This is a genomic window from Parasphingorhabdus sp. SCSIO 66989, from assembly GCF_032852305.1.
GTDB classification, from domain to species: domain Bacteria; phylum Pseudomonadota; class Alphaproteobacteria; order Sphingomonadales; family Sphingomonadaceae; genus Alterisphingorhabdus; species Alterisphingorhabdus coralli.
Genome location: NZ_CP136595.1, coordinates 16,034 through 37,931, shown reverse-complemented (window position 1 = coordinate 37,931; position 21,898 = coordinate 16,034). Strand labels below are relative to the sequence as shown.

Below are 21,898 nucleotides of genomic sequence, written 5' to 3'. Positions count from 1 at the left end.
ATCATGAAGAACACACCCTTCACCACGTTGCGCGAAGAACTGCGCAAGGCAGGCTGCGAAATACGGTGTCTATGGCATCACCCCATAGATGACGATACCTATATTGCGAACTGGCTGGTCCGCACCGCAGAGGGCAATTTTTCTAACCTCATGGTCCGCGATCAGTTGGAGCAAGGCTATACGCTTTTCGTTGATACGCAGGGCAATGACATTGCCGAAGATGTTGCCGCGATCCTTGAGCGAGACTAGCGCACCGCAGCCTTCCCACCCTTCTTGGAAATTTAACCGCCTACCGCTATATTGAGAAACAGGAGACACCCATGGCGACGACTTTTGATACTGACCAGTTGAACGTGCGCAAGACAATGGCCGACATCGATGCGGCATTGTCGCAGGCGAGCCTTCATCGCGCCCAGCAAGAACAGGTATTGCAAGAAATCCAGCTTGCCCGCCTCACCAGCAAAGAAATGAGCGAAAATATAACGCGGATCGAGGCAGAGATTGCGCAGCGCCAGATGGAAACCAAAACCGAGCGCTTCAAAGTGCTGTTTACCGGCATAGGCGCAGTTGCCGCCAGCATTGGCGCTGCCGTTCTGTTGCTGCGCTATTTCACCACCGGAGGCTGACACGACCGCCCGCCTGGTGCTTTGCACTAGGCGGGCTTTTTCGTATGTAGCGGCGATGCTCGAAACCACCCGGAGCGAGCCGGGTTTTTCTCGCATCAGGGCTTAAGCAGCCCTCTTGCTTGGTGCGCTCGATTGTGACCGGGCCGAGCCGGTCAAATCTCGCTTCCCTCGCAATTCACCCGCCGCCGCCGCGCAGCCATCGGCAACAGGGCCGATGCTGCTAGGCAGCGAAGCGACCGCTCGACCATAGACCAGCGATAGCGGCGCTGCCTCTATCACTGGCCATGCCCTCGCAGCCGCAGCCAGGGCGCGATGATGCCCCCGGCATCACCGCTCAAACGGACAGCGCGGCCGAGGGCCGCACTGGTAATGATCGACCATGCGCTTGCGCCTGGTCTTTCGTTTCCCGACGCCGGTAAACCGGCATCGGCGCGGGGGCCTTGCCCCCGAATTTCAGAAGGGCTAGACCGTCTCGCTCGCTGCGCTCGCTCGCTTGGCAGTTATTGCGGTCCCCCCAGCTTCATCACCAATCTGCGCTAGGTGCTGTGGATCTGCATACGCAGATTATCCAGCACCAGCTCCGATAGGCTCTTGCAGCCGGAAGCCCACCGCAATAACTGGCCCTCAATCCGAAATTCTCCCCCACCCGTCGCCCGGTGGGCGTTCGCCGGTTCCATGTTTGGAACCGGGCGAAGCCCCTATTTAAGAAAGAAGGGAAGTCAATCATGTTAAATTCAGATTTCACACTGTTTGTTGCTACTGCACAGCTATCGGATACGAAAGATACTTGGAGCTATTTCTTCACAGCATCGCGCGATGAGATGATCGCAGAGGCTAAGAGGCTGAACAAAGCTCATAATATAACTGTAACTTGCCATAGTCTCGATAAGCCAGTTAGCGAAACTGAGTTTGCAGAAATGCTTGAGGGCAAGAACAGTGATGCCCTGAATTATGACAACATTATCACAGCTTTCTTAGCGCAGGAGGTTTGATCCATGATTAGCACCAGAGGCTGACACGACCGCCCGCCTGGTGCTTTGCACTAGGCGGGCTTTTCGTATGTAGCGGCGATGCTCGAAACCACCCGGAGCGAGCCGGGTTTTTCTCGCATCAGGGCTTAAGCAGCCCTCTTGCTTGGCGCGCTCGATTGTGACCGGGCCGAGCCGGTCAAATCTCGCTTCCCTCGCAATTCACCCGCCGCCGCCGCGCAGCCATCGGCAACAGGGCCGATGCTGCTAGGCAGCGAAGCGACCGCTCGACCATAGACCAGCGATAGCGGCGCTGCCTCTATCACTGGCCATGCCCTCGCAGCCGCAGCCAGGGCGCGATGATGCCCCCGGCATCACCGCTCAACAGGACAGCGCGGCCCAGGGCCGCACTGGTGATGATCGACCATGCGCGTTGCGCCTGGTCTTTTGTTTCCCGACGCCGGTAAACCGGCATCGGCGCGGGGGCCTTGCCCCCGAATTTTAGAGGGGCTGGACCGTCTCGCTCGCTGCGCTCCCTCGCTTGGCGGTTTTTGCGGTCCCCCCAGCTTCATCACCAATCTGCGCTAGGTGTGCCGGATCCGCTGCGCGGATCATGCCCCACCAGCTCCGATAGGCTCTTGCAGCCGGGAAGCCCCCCACAAAAACCGACCCCTTTCCAAAATTCTCCCCCATCCGTCGCCCGGAGGGCGTTCGCCGGTTCCATGTTTGGAACCGGGCGAAGCCCCTATTTAAGAGGACAAGAACAATGAAGGCATATCTGATTATCCCTAACCGTTATGGCCATCAGACAACACTGGAAATATCCATAGAAGCAGCGGTTCAAATCATTGCTGACAATGGGCTTACCGGCGAACCAAATGAGTATGGTCGAATTGCAGTCGAACCAGAAAAGACCATTGAGGTCTATATTCACACATTGCCCAAGGAGGCTTGAACCATGGTTAGCACCAGAGGCGTTGAGCCGAAATTACGCAGAGCAAGACTATGTGCAGCACGTCGCTATGTATCAGGCACGATATGCTGGAAAGCCATTCTTTCCGGCGCATGGGATCGCGGCGAGATTGTTGGTCAGTATCTCAATCAGGATGCAACGTCATGACCGATCAATTTGCATTGTTCAGCTATTCGCCAGCACCAATGATCCGCTTGCCTGTTGACCCGGATGGTTCCGTTATAGCGGGCGAGGCAGACGAGACGTTCACGCTTGAGCACCCGCGCATGGCGTGGGATAGTGCGAGAATACAGCTTCACCAGCATGACGATAATCATTGGCTTTGGTCCACATCATTTAACACAGGGTTGCGCGGCAGTTCCTATTATGTCGGAGCGAAATGGGGACGGTTTGCAGCCTCCAAAAATGATGCGCTCTATTACGCGATTGAAGAATTACGCGAGAGAGTAAATCCGACCCGCGAGGAATCGGACAGCACCGAGCTTGCCAAAATTCGTCAGTGGCTAGTCACCCTTGAAGATCAGATAGGGATGCTATCATGACAGAGCTTTCGCCTTGCCCTAACCCTTGGTGTCCGAGCCACCAAGAACGCGATCCATTACCACCCGTGTTGGTGACAGCCCTAGATGAAAAGACTGGCGAGCAATGGGGAAAATTCGCATTGCACGGGCCAGCGCAAAGCAGTTTCGCATTCTAATTAAGAGGTAAACATGATCGACTTCACAGCCTATCCGCATCCAGTAATGGCCGTTAGATGCCCCGAGTGTGGTAAAGCCGCAGGCGTCTATTGCTACCGCCCATCAGGGCATAAGGCGAGCGACTTCCATCGATCCCTCAAAGATTTGGCCGACCAGATATTTATTCAGCAGCACGGTAATGCCGCCGCAGTCTTTAGGTCAGATAACAACACCTGGCTTATCGACCCCAACGGCCTTGCACCGGATATGTCCGAACCGTCCGACCAGCTACAATTATTCTAACAAAAGGAAGCCCGCCTATGGCGGGCTTCCTTTTGTTCATTGCCGATTACTTTCCAGCGCGTTATAGTGTTCACGTATCGTTCTTCATGATGACCGTTCACTTGCGGTTGCCAGATTGGGGCGAACAACCGCAAGGAGAACGATCATGGAACCACCGTTTCATTCATTGGCAACTACGCTCGATGTTCATTGGGCATTGATCGCGTTTGCCGCATGGGCAGCTTTCGCAATCGTGTATCGCTACATTGGTGCGATAGTGTCTTTGATCCTGGCGCTGGCTTTTGGCGCTGACTATCTGGTTGGCGTTGCGCTGGGGCCGGACACGTTTTCCGGCAATACGCTGATATTCCGCATGGCGATTGTGCCGTTGGCGCTTTTCATTGTCGCTAAGGCTCCGCACATCCTGTTCGGATCGCTGATGCTCTTTGGCGATGGCGTCCGCGCTCATGACCGCGATGGTGACGGCGACTAGCGCCGCCACCATCTGCGCAAAACGCGCCCGTAATTCATCATCCGCGTTTTACCTTAGCTAGATTCAGGAGCCGCCCTAATGGGCGGCTTTTTTTGTTTTAAAAGGATTCACGCTTCTGGCGCGAATAGAGATATTTTCTTCTGTGATTTGTAGACTTCCTAACACCTTTGGTTTATAGGAAGGGAGAAGGCAGGATAGACCATTTAGGCCAATCGTATATACGCTAGGCAGAAATGGTCGTCCGCTGCACGGGGCTTGGAGATTGTTTTGCGTCAGATTTTGGTCAAAATGCCGGATGATCTAGCCAACGCTCTTGATGCGTATGCTGCCGAGCGCGGGCAATCGCGCAGCGAGCTTATTCGCTTTGTGCTGGCTCAATTAGTGGAGCCGGAAAGCGCGCAGACAGAGCCGAATAAAGCAGACAGATATGGCCGCGTGACATTGAAATTTATCATTGACGGGAAAGCCTATGACGCGGTGAAGCGCCATTGTGATGCGCTCCATATGAAGCCTGCCGAGTATATCCGAACGCTGCTATACGCCCGCTTTTTTGAAGGCGACGAGCCTATCATACAGACCAAGCAAACCGTGGAAGCGATCATGAAAGCGGTTGGCGCAACGGACAAGATTGGGCGCAATCTCAATGATGCAGTGCGCTCTATCAAAGGTGCCATTGGTGCGGATAACAAGCCAGAGCTGCGCATGAGTATCGACGAGATTGTTGCCATGGAGCGGCGGTTAATCGACACGATAGATAGGCAGTTCCAAATCACGCTTGAGGCCATCACACGCGATAATGAATATTGGCGTCCATCATGGTAGCTGTCCTATCTCCCGGCGTTGCCAATTCGGTTGATCGACTACATGGCCGCGCTTATCGCGGACGCAAAGGTTCCGCGCATCAAACGCCCAATATTTCACTTGGCGGCGCGCTTGGCGGCGGTCATTTCAAAACGCAGAAGCAAGCGATTGATACGATGGTGCGAACCGCCACGCGCACCCAGGAGGTCATGGTTAAGGTCACTGGTCGCCAGAAAATGGGTGCGGGCAGCTTTGGCAACCTGGCCTATATTTCTCGGCTCGATGACAAGAACGCGGAAAATATCGCGCTTGAGGACGAGCGTGGAAATATCATCACCACAGCCGATCAGATGCGTGACATATCGAAACAATGGGCGCGGTGGAATGATGCGGCGGTGAAGGGCTTTGATGATCGCCGCAAAGGCGATGTTTCCCGTTCTATGATGCTCTCGCACGGCAAAGAGATGGACGCGGATGTTTTAATGGAGTCGGCGCGAGAATGGGCAAAGAAAGAGCTTGCCGGTCATCGCTATGTCATGGCGCTGCATACCGATACCGACCACCCGCATGTTCACATCACTTACGCAGCGAGGAATAAGGCAGGCGAGCGCACCTATCCCGACCGCGAGACATTGCAGCGCTGGCGTGACAGCTTTGCCGAACAATTGCGCGAGCGCGGAGTGGAGGCCAACGCTACGCCCAGGCAAACACGCTGGCCTGAATTTAAGAAAGTTTCGCTAGAGCGGATCAAGCGCGCAGACCGTTTCGACGAACGATTAGAAACAGTCGGCATTACCCAATATGAAATTAAGGAGCTGCGCAATACAATCTCGGTTTATCGCGATGCTGCGAACGAATTGAAGCGCGCCGAGGACGATCAGTATAGGCAGGCCGGTAAGGTTATTGGCGCGTATGCAAATGACCTGGACTTTCGCTTGAAAGAGCATCTTAAAGAGCAGCCCGACAAAGACAGCGTTTCGCAAAACCTCACCCGCGCTACGGAGTTGCCAATCAATCGTGAAGCGAGAGATGCCTTTGCAGAGACTTTGGACCAGCTCGACAAGTTGAAGGATTATGAACCGCCATCGGTTGCCGATAAGTCGGAAAACGATGCCCCGCAGGGCCGCGACAGCGCCGGTGACGAGCGAGAGGATAGCCGCGCAGCGCCATCGCATAGCGATGCCCCGCAGGGCCAGGACAAGGAGGTTGACGACGCACTGGCTGACTTGCAGGCCATGGCTGATAAACTGTCATCGGACAAATCTGTTCAGGATGACAAGCCGGAACGCAGTGACGCCCCGCAGGGCCGCGCTAGCGCCGGTGACGACCGAGAGGATAGCCGCACAGCGCCATCGCATAGCGATGCCCCGCAGGGCCAGGACAAGGAGGTTGACGACGCACTGGCTGACTTGCAGGCCATGGCTGATAAACTGTCATCGGACAAATCTGTTCAGGATGACAAGCCGGAACGCAGTGACGCCCCGCAGGGCCGCGCTAGCGCCGGTGACGACCGAGAGGATAGCCGCACAGCGCCATCGCATAGCGATGCCCCGCAGGGCCAGGACAAGGAGGTTGACGACGCACTGGCTGACTTGCAGGCCATTGCCGATAAGCTCAAAACCGAACGCGCCGACAAGCTCAATGAACCGGCACCACCGGCTGAACCTGATAACCAAGATGAAGCCCTACAGCGAATACTGGATAAGACCCGCGAGCGCGACCGCGACAAATCACGAGGATAAGATCAATGGACGACAAGGTATTGCTCGGCGTTCTTCGCGAGCTGTTTAAGGGCCTTACAGAGAAGCTCGAGCAGCTTGAGCAAAGCAACCGCGAGCTTGAAAAAAGGGTTATCGCGGAAAACCGGCGCACACGCGATTACCTTCTAACGATAGCTGACTTGAGCGGTCAGATTCATGCCGGAGTTAAACCGTCCAGCGCTATCCCCGACCATATCTTGCAATCGCCGGTCATGAGCGCCTTTCTCGACAATTACCCTGCCGAGATACCAGCGCCGACCGAATTTGCCCGCATAGACGCCCTACGGGCCGATATAGCGATGATTGCGGATGATACCTTACGCGAATTGCGCGATGCATATGTAGAAGGCTTGAAATCGCAAAATCAGATTCAGGTTGCGGCCGACCGGCATGGCCTTGAGCTGGTCCAAAGCGAATTGGCGCAACGCGGCATCGAGGCCGAAGCGCAGGAACATGAAAAAACGGCCCCGGACAATATGCCGGAGCCGAGTTCAGAGGACCAGCGGGTCACTAATGATCCTCACAAAGACGATGAAGCCCGCCGCGTTCGGGATCTGGCATCAGAGCCAGATTACGCGGCCGACAAATCCCATGACCGCTAATTAACGGTCAGGGCCAGCGTCCTTATGCATTTCCCTTTCCTGGCTTCGCTCTTGATTGCCCTCAACCTCGTGGCGAATATGCGCTTGCATAGTGTCGTTACGCTCTGCATATTTTTCTAGCGCTACACCAAGCTGACCTTTCTCCTGACCGTCCAACGAGCTATCCACTTTCCCACTAACCACCAGCTCCGCATATCCTGTCCCGATGCCACGTTCAGCTAGTTCGATAGACCTGTCAAAATGCTCTTTTCTCTTATCAGGATCATTACGGTAATGATCCATAGCGACCAGTTCAAATCTAAAACGGTCGGAATCAGGCTGTTCAATGGCGCGCTGTATCGCTTCACTATTTTGCTCTGGACTGTCTAAACCTCCAACATCTCTCGATTGTTCAGCCGCTCTAGCCACCTGACGCGCAATACCGGGACTTGTATCGGCATGTTTTTCCGCAAATTGCGCCGCAGCATCAAGGCCGTTGCCGTTCCTGATATTTTCGAGAGCAGCGGCGTAGGTAATTTCGGCCGCAAGGTGAACTTCGTTGAGCTTATCCGCATGTTCCGCCCGTTGCTCAATACTCATAGCTCCCCTATCAGTCCTGTCTAATTCCGCCATCTTCTCAAAACCCTTCATGCTCGCCGCTAAATCCCTTTCAACTTCCTGGTCTTTATTGAGCTGTTCACCATCAGATCGGGATTTTGCTTCTTCTCGAATTTCCGCACGAGGCTCACGGCCTTCTTGCTGCAATGCCCGCGCCTCATTGATCGCGTTTGTCGCAAAACGAGCTTTGCCCTCACTATTCATATCCATAGTGTCAGCCACTTCAATAATTTGCTCACCGATTACCTTGAGCTGTTCGGTGCTATTGCCATTTTCCAAAGAGGCGCGAACATCATCAAGCGATTGAACGCTACCAGTGTCATCCTGCGACATATTTACTCCTGTCATTTATTACGGTTGATGCGTTTTCGCGTTCGGCTTCACTATCAGGCGTGTTAGCCATGTTATCGCGCAGCCATAGAAGCCTATCTTCCAATGGCATGAAATCCGAAGCTTTGCTCTCATAGAAGCGCCGCTCGACCCATTCTCGAACCGAACCGCCTTCCATATCGTTAGGCGGTGCTATTGCGGCGCCTTTTTCACTAGACAGAATCTCGGATAATGAAAGAACCGGCAAGATTGGCGCGGGTATCTCGCTGCGCTGGCTGTATTTACGGCTTTCATAATATTTGAGCTTGCGCGCTTTGATTGAAGGCGTCCCGGCCCTGAACAAAAGCATATTGTCCGGGTGCATCTTCTTAATTTCATCGGGATTCATCAGGTCGCGCCGCTGGTCACTCGTTGACGTTGAGCTTTCAAACGACTCCCAGCGCTTACGATTGCGCGACTTTGCCTCGAACGTATAGGTTCCCAACCGCTTTGACAGTTCATCGGCAATCTTTTGTTCTTTGACGCCAAAAATCAGCTCTGCACCACAGTTGGCAATAATCTCGTCGGCTTTATCCGGCCCATAGGTATGCCGGAGCTGTGACCGGGATTGCACCACCGGCATAAGGCGGATGCCATAGCCAGCAGCAAGCGAGAAAGCATTAGCGAGGTTCAGCGCATTACCGAGCCGCGCAAATTCATCCATCAGCAAAAGCACCTGAATATCAGAGACGCCCTTTTCCGGCAGCGTCCGCATCGTAATGTCCAGTATTTGCTGGAACAGCAGATTATAGAGCGGCGCAACAACCTCGATATTATCAGGCGACGTTCCGAGATAGAGCGAAATCGGCCTTTCCCGCAATTCCTGTATCTCGAAATCAGAGGCGCTGGTCGCATAGTCCAAGAACGGATTAACCCATATATTAATCCGCGACGTGAGCGTTTGGCGAATACCGGAATATGTGTTGTCGCTGGACGAGACAAAATCGCTGATAGCATCGCGACATTGCCGCGACAGACCCGCAGCAGCCCCTTTGCGCTCATTGATGATATTGTGCCAGTGTCGCTTGGAGTTAGGCCGCGTAATCTGCCTGTATATCTCCCCTATGGTGAAAGGCAGTTCCTCTCTGCCCTCTTGCCCATCATGCGCTGCGATATAGGCTCCTATGCCCATAAAGGCGGAGCGGGCACTATCCAGCCAGAAGGTTTCCCCATCCTTAGGTTCAGGGTAAAGCATCTGGCCTATCTTTTGCAGCTCTGCGATGACTTCAATAGGATCAGAGCGGTTGATATATCCCAGCGGATTATAGCGGCAGCTTTTGCACTGATTATTAAGCGGATCGAATAGCAACACCTGTTGCCCCAGCTCTTGCTGTCGATACCCGGCTGTCTTTTCGTAATTCTCGTGCTTTACGTCGAGAACCACCGTTGACCCATGCCAGTCCAACAAATTCGGGATGACAACGCCAACGCCTTTACCGGCCCGCGTCGGAGCCTCGACAAAGACATGCTCTTGCCCGCCTAGCCGTATCTCCCGGCCATTAAAGCTGCCCAGCATCAAGCCCTTCTTCGCCATCAGGCCGCTTTTTTTCAAATCTTTCATGACAGCCCATTGACTATCACCATGCAATTTGACCGGCTTGTGAACGAGACCATAAAATATAAAAATGCAGATCAGAAAACCCACCAGCCCGCTTATCTGCATTGCCCTGGTTACATCGGCGATATGGATATTTTGCCAAAGAAATTGCGGTATCCCGGCAAAATTCATCTCCAAAGAAAAAACGCCCAGCCCTATGACCGAGCCGAGCATTACAATCAGCAGCCATATGGGAAGCAGGCACACAGCGAGGATGATATGACCGCGCTCAAGCTGCATAGCGCAGCTCCGCTTTTTTGGTCGCACCGCCCCACCATATTTCCGTTACCGAAAACTCGCCCTCCACCTTCTTTGCTTGCACAACCACGTCAACCAACGAGGTAAGCATGGCGCGAATGTCATCACGGGCAAGATCAGAGCCGCCATCACTTTCTTTGACCAGCAAGGTAAGCTGCTCAAAGGCCAGCTCTGCGCTGTCAGCATGGACAGTGGTAATAGAGCCAGGATGGCCGCTATTGACGTTCCGCAGATAATAGAAAGCGGTGCCATCGCGCAGCTCTTGCAGCAATATCCGATCAGGCCGCATCCGCAAACTTGCTTCCAGCAACTCTTTTGCCGAAATCGGCGCTTTGCCCTGCCCCCCTTTTGAGTAAATCATATGCACCACATTTTTATGCGGTGCTTCCAGTTCGCGCGTATCTTCGATTGTCAGCAATCGTTCGTCTAATGGAATCTCTGCAATAAGCGCTTTGGAAAGTGTAGTTTTGCCCGATCCGGTTGAGCCGGAAATCAGGATATTTTGCTTACCGATCACCGCAGCGCGCAGAAACTTCGCCCACTCCCCTGCATTAAAAAGCCCCGCCAATTCATCCTTAACAGGATCGACGACTTCACCGCCTTTTGCTGTCTTTTTGAACAATCCGTAATTGTCCAAATCATCCAAGCTCAATTTCGTTGAGGAAGGCTTGCGAATGGTCATTGAAAAGCTGCCTTCATCGACAGCAGGCGGCGCTACTACCTGGACACGTTCACCAGTCGGAAGAACGGCCGAGAGCAACGGCTTGGTCGCATCGAGCGTCTGGCTGGTCGAATTGGCAACCAGCTTGGCAACGCGCTGCAAACGCGCCATATCAAAGCGATCATCCTCTATCCATTCCCAGCCCTTGCGGGTTTCCACAGCAACAATACCGGGCTGGTTAATCACCAGCTCGGTAATGTCATCACGCGCCAAAATCTCCTGAAATGGAATCAGCAGCTCTGTCAGCAGCGATAAATCAAATTTCTTATCGCGCATGAGCTGGTCGCAGCCGCAATGAATAGATGTTGGAGAAGTCCAAATCATGCGCCGCCATTACATTCAGAATAGCGCCTTGCGGAGCGCGCAGGACCGGGCTGATATTCTGATTGACCGATTGCTGCGCCACCTGGTTAGGTGCTCTGAACGTCTGTTGCGCCCCTGCTATTTCATTTTGCAGCGCAAAACCTAAATCGCCAACAATCGACAGCAGCAATGCAGCGCCAAAGCGCTTGAAGAAGAAGTTTTCAACATCGCCTTCCAGCCCTGCCCTGCCCAGCGCATCCGTTGCGGGTGAAGATAGTTTCATAGACACGCCTTCCGGCGTAACAGCACGATTCCAAATGACAAACAGCCGAGACTGACCATCCTGAATACCGCCCTTATATTCGCCGATAATCTTGGTGCCTTTATCCAACACAATGACGCTGCCTGTTGCCGAGCGAACATCACTCGACACCACACACGTCACCAGCCCCGATAGGGTGCTGTCCATCGCATTTTGCAGGACGCACGGTATCTGCGAACCGGCCTCTATCGTGAAATTGCGATTAGGCTGCAAACCGCCGCGTATGCGGTTGATTTTCCGCCCCTGAAAATTGTCGTTAAAATCACTTCCAGCGCTCGCTTGGCTAGATTGCGCATCGCCGGCAGAGCCAGGCAATGACGCATTGGATCTAGCCGCACCTGTAAGCACACCCGTTTGCCCACCTGTTCCGGCCATCACGATGACCGGAGAACGGCGCATAGCTTCCAGTTCTGCCAAACGCTGTTGCCTGCGTTTTTCAGCATCACTAAGCCCCTGCCCTTGCGGTTGGACACCCGTTACGGGCGCTTCGCCATTCAAGGAAGGGACTTCCTCTCCCGGTTGCTCCAATGGCGCGCCGTCCACCGGATCAATCGCTTGCGTGTTCAAGCGATCAGATACAGGGTCACTTTCTTTCATGGTGACTTCCACCGGCTCACGATCCGGCTTTTCTTCATCGCCACCACCGCTGTTAAAAGCACCTGAACCGACAGCCACCAGACCGAAGATACCCGCGCCAAACAGCGCGAGCTTCTTCATATCGACTTTCGCGCCGACCTTGGCGGAAGCAGATTCCTTACGGTCGCCGTCGCCACCATTCGCCGCTGGCAAAGGATTTTCCGTGCTGTCTCTGTTGATAGTGTCGCTCACAGTTAATTCCCTTCCACTGAACGCTGAACGTCAGGCGAAACCGTCCCGCTCGATACGTCTTTGCCATATGGGTCAAATGCCATGTTCCATATGCAGCTTAGTGAATCGCCCATCCGCAAACGAAGCTGGCTCACCAGCTCGTTGATGACGACAAACTCACCTTTGACGGTGTAGTTCACGACGCTTTCCGAACCGTCAGGCAACACTTTGAAGATTGCAGGGACAGGCTGATTGCGCGGAAACCGCAGCACCGTTGAAACCCCGTTATCGGTAATCTCGGTTGGAGCCAGTTCCGGTGCGCCAGCGATCATGTAATTGAGATTGCGCGGCCCTGTCGTAACCGCCGCATCAAGCGCTATCGCTATGGCATTGGCTTCAAGCTGATAAGCCGCCGCCTGCAACCTCTGCTGTTCCACCACAGCGGCCCTGGCTGCATCTGCTTGCGGATAGCGAAACCGAAGGCCGAACATCACATTTGAGCGCTGCGTCTTTGCACCGCGTTGCGCCTTGAGCGCAAAATGATACATCCGCGTTTCACGCCCCATCTGTGACGTTACGATCATGTTGGTTGGGCCAGCATGTTCACGAGGCTTTAGGAAAATAATATTACCCGATGGTGCGACTTCCCAGCTCACGCTGTCACCCACGGCGATATTGGTTATCGTTTCCCCACGCTCCAAAACAATCTCGACAGCCGAGCGGAACCCGGCTGTCACAGCGAACACCTGGTCAGGATTATAGACCGCTGTTCTGACACGCTTATCCAGCGCACCGGCTTGTGGTATATCCTCTGCGAAGGCTGGCGTTGCGCACACACTGGCAAGGACGACCGGCAATAAATATCTATTCATTGCCTGTCTCCCGACCCACAACCTCACTGTCAATCCGGTAACTGGTGACGACGAAGCCGAGCGGATTATAGAAGCGGGTCAAGTCGCTAGTCGGCTTTTGCGCAAACTCAAATTCGACTGTCGCCACCCAATCGGTGCGCTTTTCCACGCTACCGGCAGAGGTAACAATTCGCGAGAACCGCACCTGTCCGACCGTTTCTGACAAGAAACTGATAGAGCGCACCGTCACATTCGCTGTCTCGCCTTGGCGATAGACATTCAATGGTGAGTTTGGATTGGAAACGTCGCGAGAGGCGCGATATTTCTGCCCTTCCGGTATTGACGAGAGCGCAATGGTCTTGCGGTAAAGTTCTTCGCTTGCCGCTGCGATCCATGCTTCGCGTGAGCGAACATAATCAGCCAGGAAGAATTTACGCACCGCTTCATCGCCGGTTATCTGTTTCGTATTCTTCGCCACCGAAACCACATCAACCGCCCCTGCCCTTTCATCCACACGGATGACATATGGCTCTGCGATCTTGAGCGGAGAAAGCAAATACAGCGCAATAGCGCCCAGCGCTACAGCCCCGGCACCCGCAGCGACCATATAGGCATTGCGCCGCTCTTTACGCGCTCTGATAGCGTCCACTCGATCCCAGCTCTGAACATTGTCAAAATGCTCTTTCAGCTCACCTGTAATGCCCTTGGCCATTACTCATTTCCCCCATTTACAGAGTCATTTTGCGCGGGTTCCGGCGCAAATACATTCGGATCAACCACAACCGGCGCTTGCAGCACCGAGCCGTTAGGATTGGCGGGCCGAGCATTGGAAAACTTACAGCTTTCCACTTCCGGCTTTCCGCCTTGCGATGAACATGCAGCTACAGGCACGAGAAGCGCCGATAGGAGCATGATATTCAGTTTTGGTAATCTCATTCGTTCCGTTCCTTATCTAGCGCCCACAAGGCCCCTCATTATCGCCACACGACTTGTTGCCATGCGAGCGCCTACATATTGACTTGCAGAAGTTGCGGCCGCAGACGCCCTTTCAGACGCACGACCGCCAGCACCTTTGATACCGCCTTTGCCGTCACGACCAGACCATGCACGACTGCCGCCGCGTCCAGCGCCGCTCAACAAATTGCGAGTTGTGTAGGATGACGGGATAAGCGCGCCAGCAACCGCCGCCGATGAACCGCCGCCGCCGCCAGACATGCCCTGCCCAATCGACTGTGCTTGCAGGATCAGATAGCCCGAAACAAACAGAACACCGAGCAACCCGATAAAGGCCGCAATGACTGAACCCAAAAGACCAAAGGGGCTGTCGCTAACCTGATCCGTGCCAATTGGCGCGGTCGCATCAATCCCGAATTGCGCGAAAACATCATTAATAAAATTCGCCGTCAAAGTGCCAATGAAGCCTACTGCCAGCGCCAAAACCGCTGTCGCTATCGCGTAGCCCAAAGCCGTTTGAAGCCATGTGAAGAACATGCTTCTTGTGCTGTCAAACAACAGACATCCAACAAAAATAGGACCGAATAGCGCCGTTGCTGTAATGGCAAATTTCAGAAAAAGCACCATCGCTACCACCACAGCCGCCAACAGACCGGCAGCAGCGATAGGGAAAATAGCAAGAAGGTAAGCAATCAGAACCGCTATCCGCGTCTCAAAAAACGGGCCTGGTTCCCAAGTATCCCAAGGCGCGAGCTGGATATTGTCAATGACCCGATTAACTTCCGCTTCCACGCTGTCAAACAAGGTTTGCGCGAGCTGACCGGCATTATCGACACCCGGAGCCGAGGCCATGCCTACCAGTATATCAGGCCATGTTTGCACCGAACTGGCAGCGACCCCGCCGATCCCGCTCTGCACAGCAGCAAGAACCAGGCCCGCCTTCACGCCCTGCGAGATGATATGTCCAAACCCCTCGCCAGCTATACCGCGCAACACGGCATAGCAGGCGAGAATCATATATACGCCAATGCCAGCAGCTACCGCAGCACCCGCAAACCCAACGACCGCGCCATAGCCGCCTATGACGGTGGCTATCTGCGCGTCAATGCTGGTGTATATCTGTTGGAACATATCAATCTCCGTTTAGAGCTTATCGCAGCCCAATTCTTTCCATTCAGGATGGCTTTCATGCGCTTTTTGGCCCGGATTGCTGGTATCGCCGAAACCGCGAGCGCGCCGAATTACGCCCGCACATTTTCGCACAAGATTGGTTCGTTCAGTGTCAGAGAGGTCACTTATCGCTGGCTCTGGCGCGGACACATCCTCCACCCTCTCGCTCTCCCCGCAAGCGGCAAGAGCGAGAGGCAGAACAGCAAGGCAAAGAGCGCGCATTATTTCGCCCCCCAGCTACGCGATGCGCGATAATCCGAAGCCGCTTTGCGCTGGCGATTGACAAGCGCGGTGCGCTCAATCGAACGACGCTCACCCTCTGCGCGCTGCGCGGCTTCGAGAGCGATCAGTCGATTAGTTTCATTGCTGGCTGCAACGCCTTCAATCGCAGCTCTGGTCTGAACTGCCATGACTTCTTTTTGCGTCTCCGCGACATTCAGGCGGTCATTAAGCTGGCCAACGCCCTGTGCGCGGTCATCAGCATTAATCAATGCCTGGTCAGCCAGCGCACGGGCCTTGCTGGCATCACGCGCAGCGGTTTCAAAGGCTTCGCGCTGGGCATCGCTTGCCTCACTACCGAGCTGGTAATCAGTTTCGCGCAAGATCGCATCAGCACGAGCGCCGAGCGCTCCCCCCAAATCCCGATTTTGACGAACCAGGTCGCCAACATCGGTCACACCTTCGGGCAGAGCGCCGCGAAGCTGCGGATTGTTCATGATGCTGGCAACGTCCTGAATATCGGTAATGCCATTCACACTGTCATAGAGCCGCTGCATTTCCTGCAAACGACGACGCGCTTCCTCTATTTGCTGTTGCGCCTGCCGCACTTGTTCAATCGCTTGCGCGTAATTGGCGCTGTCAAACACCTTCCACTGCGCTTGTGCAGCACTTGGAACCGCCATAGCGACCAGTGCCGCTGCAACCGTCAATTTCTTTAGCATATGCCTTACTCCTTTACCGTAGTTCCGCACGTTCAGCATGAAAGCGCGGGAGCCAATTTGCCGGATCATCGCCCACTTCCGCCCGTAACTTGGTTACGAGGTCGAGAGTCGATGCCCGACCAGATAGAACGGCAAGTTCATCATCCATGCCGCCTAAATCCAGTTCAGCCACAACCGAATTGTGACCCTGCTTAATGAGGAAGCACCGGCTTTCCGGCGTCAGCTCATTGCGGATTATGTGATATTCGGTTTTGGTCAGTCCCAAACCATCGACATAATGCTCTTCTTTTGCTGTCGGATTGGGCAGCAAAATCTTGGTCGCACATTGTTCGATGATTGTGCTAGAAATGTCGCTGCTAAGCGCATCGACAGGGCTTTGCGTCCCAAAGAGCATCATCGCATTGCGCTTACGATAGGTCTTAAGACCATCCTTGGCGAAGCTCCTAAAGGACGCATCGCCAAGAGCCCGCCAAAATTCGTCAATGTCCACAATCGCAGGATTGCCGTCTATGACCATATCAATGCGGTGGAACAGGTAAGCCATAAGCGGCGGACGGATCATATCATTGTCGAGAAAGTCCGTCATATCGAACCCGGCAAGCTGCGCATCCAGGGACAATTCGTCATCCTCATTGTCGAACACCCAGCCTAATTCATCCCCCTGCGTCCAGCGCTCTAATCGCGCTCCAATGCCTTCAAGATCATTTGTTCCCAAATAGCTTTGCAGGGCAGACAAGGTGCGCTCGCTTCGCGGCAGCGCTTCCATGGCATCAAGCGCGTTGTCCAAATCCTTTTCATCGCTGGCGCTCAACCGCTCCCCTGGCTTATCAACCAGCATCCGCAGCCACTCACCGAGAAACGCCTTGTTTCCCGGCGTCAGCTCCAACGCTTTCAAAGGTGCAAAGCCCGTCGCCTTGCCGTTTTGCAGTGCAAGATATGTGCCGCCTACAGCGCGGACATAAATTTCCGCGCCACGATCCTTATCAATGAAAAATTGCCGCGTTCCGAGCTTGCTCGCTTGAGACAGCAGGAAATTTTGCAGCACCGTCTTACCGGCACCAGTCGGGCCGATGATCAGCGTATGCCCAATATCATTGACGTGGAAATTAAAATAATAGGGCGAGCGTGACACTGTTTTCAGCAGGCACACAGCCGGCCCCCAATGATTGCCGTCTTTCTGTCCCATCGGATACGTATGGAACGGGCTTAACCCGGCCAAGTTGCGAGAGTTCATCACCGCAGGCCGTGGACGCCAAGTATAGTTGACCGGGAGCATCGACCAGAACGCCGCTTCCAGCGCCAAATCTTCCCGCGCAGCGACAATACCACCCTCACTGATGATGGCACGAGCGAGAGACATGCTTTCATTGAGCGTCGCTATATCCTCGCCCAACAGCATGACGCAGAGAGAATATTCACCCAGCACATAACGGTTGGATTGGACTTCATCCATTGCCGCTATCAGCCCCTCGGTCTGGCTGATAGCAACGTCATCTGTCGCTGATAGCTGACCCAGCTTTCGCTTCATTTCCCCTTGCGCATCGGCCTTGGCACGGAAGCCAAATGAGTGCGCAATCACGCACTCAAAATCTGCTTTCAAAATGCCGTTTAACATGCCGGGGAATGTCTCGGCAGCATGTTCCTTAACGCCCAATATTCCGCCCCAGCGCGACCCGGAAGGCTCCCTTACCTCGATAAGTTCATTGCCGAATATCAGACGATCAGTAGCGAGTGCGCCGCTCAAATGCGCGTTGACCAGCGGAACCTTTCTGTTCCTGCCGCCCATAACGCGATTCATAAATTCGAGCGTTTCAGAATAGTGCAATCCATTATGCTCATAGGTTGAGAGCAATTCAGGATCAGCAGCACCGAGCAATTTGGTTAGGTCGCGGATGGTCGCATAGAGATCATCCACTCTATCTGTCAGTTCTTCGCCGCCGCTATCATCAACAAAGAACGACTTGACCTTATCGCCCAGCTTATCAACCTTGGCGACCGCCTTGCGCTCGACAACGGCCATATACAGCTCATTGGCATAGAGACGCTTGGCAGAAATTGACTGCCTGTAATTGCCGTCAAGCTGCGCAGAAAAATCACTTTCAAATTCGCCATCGGGATATTCATTGCGCAGCGAACGCAACAGATAGCTATGCACCGCAAGCCGCTCATTACCGACAGACTGCAAAGCAATGTTTATGCGATTGTGCCAGTCATTGACTTCCCACAAATCCATAGTCTCGAATGACCGACCATTGAGCCGCAGAACGGCAAATATTTCGCCATTATCGCAAAGGATCATATGCTCATTGATATGACCCTTATACGGCAAATATTTGCGCGCATTACCATCGGTCTGTGCGGTGCGCTTTTTATCAAACATTGAGAAACCCCTTCCGCTTCATCATCGGAGAAGCGAGCGGCCCATAGCTTGAGCCTTTCCAATAGCCTTTATTGGCATTGCCAACGGCTGTTTGCAGATAGAGCGAAAGCACCCGGAACTGATTATAGTCCCGGCGCGTAATCAACCTAGCGGTGAAATAGAGAGCACCACCAATGGCCAGCGCAATAAGCGGGTTGCCGGTCCATATCAGACATAGCACCGCCACCGGAAAAATGAACATAGCCGCATCAAGCGGCACACCCAGAAAAAGCGCTGGTCGCGTCAAAGCCAGATACAGCGTATCAGCACTTAATTCGTCATCCATATTATATCTGCCCTGCAAAATATGCGGCGGTTTCGATAATCACCCACCCAAAGATAATCGGCACAAGCAGGCTGGCGCTTGAGCCGTCAAACCAGTAGCGAATGCCAGAAATTATCAGCATCAAGACCAGCACGAAGCGCGCTATGTTCCGCAATTCACCAAGAATTACTGTCGCAACGCTGGTGGCCGAAGGTTGAGCAGCCGCCGCAACAATTGCAGCCGACAAGGCAATTGCAACAACGCCGATTCCGACACTCACGGCAATTTGACCGGCCTGCCTGTTCAGCATGAACATATAGCCGAGATAGACTATCGCCAGCGTGACAAAAATCGCTGTCCCCGCCACCAAATAGTCTGATATAGCTCTGGCCACCGCTTCGGGCGGATTAGCCACAGCAGCAACGGGAGCCAGCAGCAATGCCACCGACCCCCATATGCCGATTTTATGCCGCAGCATCATTAGCCGCCAACCAACAGATTAACCATCCACGCTGAACCGAACACCAGCGCAATGCCTGCGATAATCCGCATGAACATCGCAATATCAAGCCGGTTGAACATCACGCCCAGCCCTGCGAAAATCACGGCCAAGGTCGCAATGCCGATCCCGAACGGCCCGGTCAGAAAGTTGATAATCTGCTGAATGAAATTCTCGACATTCGCCAGACCACCGGCAGCAAATGCAGGGCTTGTCATGCCAAACATCAGCATGGCCAGGAGCGCTAGACGACGCGCCGATTTACTCAAATGATACTTCATAAATTGTTCCTCCGTTTACATCATTCGCGTTACCCACACTCCGTTTTGCCCAGCTTGCGCGGGCAAAAACGTCCCATGCTGGCGGCGGTGTAGATTGCTCGATAGGCACAGGCGTTTGCCCCTCACCTAAATCTGTAGAAATCGCTTGCACCATAACCGGCGCTGGCCTTGCGGCTGCGCCCGCTGTGATAGCTGGCTGCATGGGTTCAGGCATCACGCCTCTTGCCACCCCGGCATTGGCCATGACCTTTCGGACATAACCATTGCGGAACCCCCGACTGAACGAGCCAGTATTATAGGCTGACAGTGCCGCTTGCAGCGGTGTGCGATGACCTTGCGCCCTCGCCCGCCTGTAATTGTCGGTCAGGATTTTCGCACCCGCAGCCAGATTAGTGCACGGATCAAACACTTCGCTTACGGACAGGCCGAGCTTTGGCAGATTGGCGCTGTTGATCTGCGCAAGGCCCATATCAATATTCTTGCCCGCTTTAATCAGCCGCCGCGCTTGGCGTTCGGCTTCATCACGCGAGCGTGGGGGCTTGATCCCCGCAGACCGATTAACACCTATCGCCCATGGCTTACGCGCACTTTCGGTCTGGACTATCGCCATCATTGTATCGGGCGCGACATGCGGCGCACATTGCGCCACTAACCCCAGCACGACTGCCTTGCTCAAAATCATAACTGCCTCATGGCGTGAAAACTAATATATTCACGTCATACTTTGGAGCTATGGAGAAGGCAACCTGTTATGCGGGCGCAGCATGAACGGCTCTTTGAAGCGCAAATGCACTAAGAGTCTGTTTGCAGCACCATAAACACTGCGAAAATCTTTGGTTTTTTGAGGCTTAGCCGCGCAGAGAATATATTTCTGCTTTCCCACCCACACAAAAATATGCCACTGCCCCGCAGCGTTTTCTATCACTTCAACCTTTTGAATTTGTTTGGTATTCTGATATGTCTCAGAAAATTCAGTTTCCGTGATACATGGCGTTGATTTGCTTGCGTTCACAATAGCTGCCCCTGTCAAAAGCGGCCCTCCCCCGTTGAAGAGCCGACTTTTGATAGTAATGCGGGAGGCGCGAATTAGTTACAATATCACGCCTTATCTTTTGCGTGTTTTTACATGCAAACTTAGTCGAGAATGGAGCTATTTGCCCGCATATGGGATAATGCGGATCGGGCCAGCATAATTGAGCCGCTTTTGCGCAAACTCAATACCCAACATATAATTCTTATACAGCTTTGCCGTTGCCCGGTCGTAAAATCCCAGCACATATTCATGACCGCCCAGCCAATCGCCTGAAATACGGATAAACCAGCGGCCCGATGCGTGTTGGATAACCTGTATCCCTGTGATCTTTTTGCCCTCTGCCAGCGCCTTAAAAACGTGTTCGCACAGCATACCAGGCGCTTGATGTTCTCTCATAATATCTCCCACTGCCCTCATGACTCACCGCCAGCAGATATGCAACTTTATGGCAAATGTGTTAATATATTAAACCATATTGTGTCATATACTATCCCGCACTGGTATATACTATACCGCACCGCGGCGTTGCATCATATTCCACTGTGTTATGGTATATACTGTCGTGCTGTATTACGGTATATACCGCGCCGCTATTGCATATACCGCCGCGCTGCGCTATAGCGTGGCGTGTTGTGGCACACACCGCAGGAGAATTTCATTGTCCATCATCATGTTTACAAACACCAAGGGAGGAACCGGCAAAACAACCAGCGCCTTCCTCGTTGCCGAAGGTCTTGTTGAAAACAACAGCGTCGCCTTTCTCGATTGCGACCGCAACCGCCATTTGAGCAAATGGCAGGAGCGCAGGGGAGGGGAGGGGCCTTTTATGATAGTCGAGGCCGACAATCAGAATGAGGATGAAGCCTTTAATCAGCTTACAGAGCTTGAGAAGGCGTATGACGTGGTTATCGTCGATATGGAGGGCATCAAGAGCCAGATCATCTATCTTATGCTTCAATTAGCCCATCTGGCCATTATTCCATTGCGGCCCAGCGCTATGGAAATCGCCATGACCGCCGACACCACCCAAATCATTCACAAATGCTCTCAAGCAGCGCGCCGCAGCATACCGTATCGCGTTCTGTTAAACAGGCTTAGCGGTGCTATTGTGACCAAGGCTGAAAAAGCCCTACGGGCGGAACTTCGCGCCGATTCCATCCCGGTCCTGGAAAACGGCCTGTTAGCCCGCGAAAGCTATGCAGAAATTTTCGCCACCGGCAAAACGCTGGCCGAGCTGGCCGAGGATGGCAAGCGCTCGCATCACAATGCACTGGCCAATGCCCGCGCTGTCTCAACCGAAATCGCAAAACTGATAAAGGAGCTTTAACG

The 21,898-nt window shown here is 53.7% G+C and carries 28 protein-coding genes; 12 read left to right on the top strand and 16 right to left on the bottom strand.

Translation table 11 applies throughout. The annotated features are described in order from the left end of the window. The 3 genes from RB602_RS15365 to RB602_RS15355 form a co-directional block, all read left to right on the top strand. The coding region (locus tag RB602_RS15365; RefSeq protein WP_317084735.1) for a hypothetical protein at positions 1-249 on the top strand (249 nt) is incomplete at its 5' end. 71 nt (positions 250-320) lie between these two features. Further along, complete coding sequence (locus RB602_RS15360) at positions 321-626, top strand: hypothetical protein (RefSeq protein ID WP_317084733.1); 306 nt, start codon at positions 321-323, stop codon at positions 624-626. 725 nt (positions 627-1,351) lie between these two features. Then, a complete protein-coding gene (locus RB602_RS15355; RefSeq protein WP_317084731.1) occupies positions 1,352-1,618 on the top strand; it encodes a hypothetical protein in 267 nt (88 codons plus the stop codon). A 298-nt stretch (positions 1,619-1,916) separates the two neighbouring features. On the opposite strand, the gene RB602_RS15350 is transcribed toward RB602_RS15355, so the two are convergent. Then, positions 1,917-2,069: a hypothetical protein gene (locus RB602_RS15350; protein ID WP_317084729.1), complete on the bottom strand. Its 153-nt coding sequence runs from the start codon at positions 2,067-2,069 to the stop codon at positions 1,917-1,919. A 291-nt stretch (positions 2,070-2,360) separates the two neighbouring features. On the opposite strand from RB602_RS15350, the gene RB602_RS15345 reads away from it, so the two are divergent. The 8 genes from RB602_RS15345 to RB602_RS15310 all read left to right on the top strand — a co-directional run bounded on the left by RB602_RS15345 (position 2,361) and on the right by RB602_RS15310 (position 7,182). Further along, positions 2,361-2,549, top strand: a complete 189-nt coding sequence (locus RB602_RS15345; RefSeq protein ID WP_317084727.1) for a hypothetical protein — start codon at positions 2,361-2,363, stop codon at positions 2,547-2,549. Positions 2,550-2,552: 3 nt separating this feature from the next. Beyond that, positions 2,553-2,714 (top strand): hypothetical protein, encoded by a 162-nt coding sequence (locus RB602_RS15340; protein WP_317084725.1) that lies wholly within the window; start codon positions 2,553-2,555, stop codon positions 2,712-2,714. Continuing rightward, positions 2,711-3,109 carry a hypothetical protein gene (locus RB602_RS15335; protein WP_317084723.1) on the top strand — a complete coding sequence of 133 codons (399 nt, stop codon included), beginning with the start codon at positions 2,711-2,713 and terminating at the stop codon, positions 3,107-3,109. Before RB602_RS15340 ends, RB602_RS15335 begins: the two co-directional genes overlap by 4 nt. A gap of 168 nt (positions 3,110-3,277) precedes the next feature. After that, on the top strand, positions 3,278-3,547 hold the full coding sequence (locus RB602_RS15330) for a zinc finger domain-containing protein (protein WP_317084721.1): 270 nt from the start codon (positions 3,278-3,280) through the stop codon (positions 3,545-3,547). A gap of 145 nt (positions 3,548-3,692) precedes the next feature. Continuing rightward, a complete protein-coding gene (locus tag RB602_RS15325) occupies positions 3,693-4,019 on the top strand; it encodes a hypothetical protein (RefSeq protein ID WP_317084719.1) in 327 nt (108 codons plus the stop codon). A 267-nt stretch (positions 4,020-4,286) separates the two neighbouring features. Beyond that, positions 4,287-4,841: a CopG family ribbon-helix-helix protein gene (locus RB602_RS15320; RefSeq protein ID WP_317084717.1), complete on the top strand. Its 555-nt coding sequence runs from the start codon at positions 4,287-4,289 to the stop codon at positions 4,839-4,841. Continuing rightward, complete coding sequence (locus RB602_RS15315) at positions 4,835-6,562, top strand: relaxase/mobilization nuclease domain-containing protein (RefSeq protein ID WP_317084715.1); 1,728 nt, start codon at positions 4,835-4,837, stop codon at positions 6,560-6,562. The genes RB602_RS15320 and RB602_RS15315 overlap by 7 nt, the downstream gene beginning before the upstream one ends. A gap of 5 nt (positions 6,563-6,567) precedes the next feature. Continuing rightward, entirely contained in the window at positions 6,568-7,182 is a 615-nt protein-coding gene (locus RB602_RS15310; RefSeq protein ID WP_317084713.1) for a hypothetical protein, read from the top strand. Here RB602_RS15310 and RB602_RS15305 read toward each other — a convergent pair whose 3' ends face one another. The 15 genes from RB602_RS15305 to RB602_RS15235 form a co-directional block, all read right to left on the bottom strand. Continuing rightward, entirely contained in the window at positions 7,183-8,112 is a 930-nt protein-coding gene (locus tag RB602_RS15305) for a hypothetical protein (RefSeq protein WP_317084711.1), read from the bottom strand. Continuing rightward, positions 8,099-9,709 (bottom strand): type IV secretory system conjugative DNA transfer family protein, encoded by a 1,611-nt coding sequence (locus tag RB602_RS15300; protein WP_317084709.1) that lies wholly within the window; start codon positions 9,707-9,709, stop codon positions 8,099-8,101. Before RB602_RS15300 ends, RB602_RS15305 begins: the two co-directional genes overlap by 14 nt. Before the next feature lie 265 nt (positions 9,710-9,974). After that, on the bottom strand, positions 9,975-11,000 hold the full coding sequence (gene virB11 / locus RB602_RS15295; RefSeq protein ID WP_317084707.1) for a P-type DNA transfer ATPase VirB11: 1,026 nt from the start codon (positions 10,998-11,000) through the stop codon (positions 9,975-9,977). Continuing rightward, positions 10,990-12,177 (bottom strand): TraB/TrbI/VirB10 family type IV secretion system protein, encoded by a 1,188-nt coding sequence (locus RB602_RS15290; protein WP_317084705.1) that lies wholly within the window; start codon positions 12,175-12,177, stop codon positions 10,990-10,992. Before RB602_RS15290 ends, virB11 begins: the two co-directional genes overlap by 11 nt. 2 nt (positions 12,178-12,179) lie before the next feature. Further along, positions 12,180-13,028: a P-type conjugative transfer protein VirB9 gene (gene virB9 / locus RB602_RS15285; protein ID WP_317084703.1), complete on the bottom strand. Its 849-nt coding sequence runs from the start codon at positions 13,026-13,028 to the stop codon at positions 12,180-12,182. Continuing rightward, positions 13,021-13,719 (bottom strand): VirB8 family type IV secretion system protein, encoded by a 699-nt coding sequence (locus RB602_RS15280; RefSeq protein ID WP_317084701.1) that lies wholly within the window; start codon positions 13,717-13,719, stop codon positions 13,021-13,023. Before RB602_RS15280 ends, virB9 begins: the two co-directional genes overlap by 8 nt. A gap of 236 nt (positions 13,720-13,955) precedes the next feature. Next, a complete protein-coding gene (locus RB602_RS15275; protein WP_317084699.1) occupies positions 13,956-15,092 on the bottom strand; it encodes a type IV secretion system protein in 1,137 nt (378 codons plus the stop codon). A gap of 260 nt (positions 15,093-15,352) precedes the next feature. After that, positions 15,353-16,072 carry a type IV secretion system protein gene (locus tag RB602_RS15270; RefSeq protein WP_317084697.1) on the bottom strand — a complete coding sequence of 240 codons (720 nt, stop codon included), beginning with the start codon at positions 16,070-16,072 and terminating at the stop codon, positions 15,353-15,355. Between the two features lie 13 nt (positions 16,073-16,085). Then, positions 16,086-18,452, bottom strand: coding sequence for a VirB4 family type IV secretion/conjugal transfer ATPase (locus tag RB602_RS15265; RefSeq protein ID WP_317084695.1), 2,367 nt, complete (start codon positions 18,450-18,452; stop codon positions 16,086-16,088). Then, positions 18,445-18,777, bottom strand: coding sequence for a VirB3 family type IV secretion system protein (locus tag RB602_RS15260; protein ID WP_317084693.1), 333 nt, complete (start codon positions 18,775-18,777; stop codon positions 18,445-18,447). Before RB602_RS15260 ends, RB602_RS15265 begins: the two co-directional genes overlap by 8 nt. 1 nt (position 18,778) lies before the next feature. Then, the gene (locus RB602_RS15255; protein WP_317084691.1) at positions 18,779-19,237 is read right to left on the bottom strand and encodes a TrbC/VirB2 family protein; all 459 of its coding nucleotides are present in this window, start codon (positions 19,235-19,237) and stop codon (positions 18,779-18,781) included. Further along, entirely contained in the window at positions 19,237-19,536 is a 300-nt protein-coding gene (locus tag RB602_RS15250; RefSeq protein ID WP_317084689.1) for a TrbC/VirB2 family protein, read from the bottom strand. Before RB602_RS15250 ends, RB602_RS15255 begins: the two co-directional genes overlap by 1 nt. Next, complete coding sequence (locus tag RB602_RS15245; RefSeq protein ID WP_317084687.1) at positions 19,517-20,218, bottom strand: lytic transglycosylase domain-containing protein; 702 nt, start codon at positions 20,216-20,218, stop codon at positions 19,517-19,519. Before RB602_RS15245 ends, RB602_RS15250 begins: the two co-directional genes overlap by 20 nt. A 48-nt stretch (positions 20,219-20,266) precedes the next feature. After that, a complete protein-coding gene (locus RB602_RS15240) occupies positions 20,267-20,548 on the bottom strand; it encodes a hypothetical protein (RefSeq protein ID WP_317084685.1) in 282 nt (93 codons plus the stop codon). 138 nt (positions 20,549-20,686) lie between these two features. Next, on the bottom strand, positions 20,687-20,965 hold the full coding sequence (locus RB602_RS15235; protein ID WP_317084683.1) for a hypothetical protein: 279 nt from the start codon (positions 20,963-20,965) through the stop codon (positions 20,687-20,689). 262 nt (positions 20,966-21,227) lie between these two features. On the opposite strand from RB602_RS15235, the gene RB602_RS15230 reads away from it, so the two are divergent. Then, a complete protein-coding gene (locus RB602_RS15230) occupies positions 21,228-21,896 on the top strand; it encodes a division plane positioning ATPase MipZ (RefSeq protein WP_317084681.1) in 669 nt (222 codons plus the stop codon). Positions 21,897-21,898: the final 2 nt, after the last annotated feature.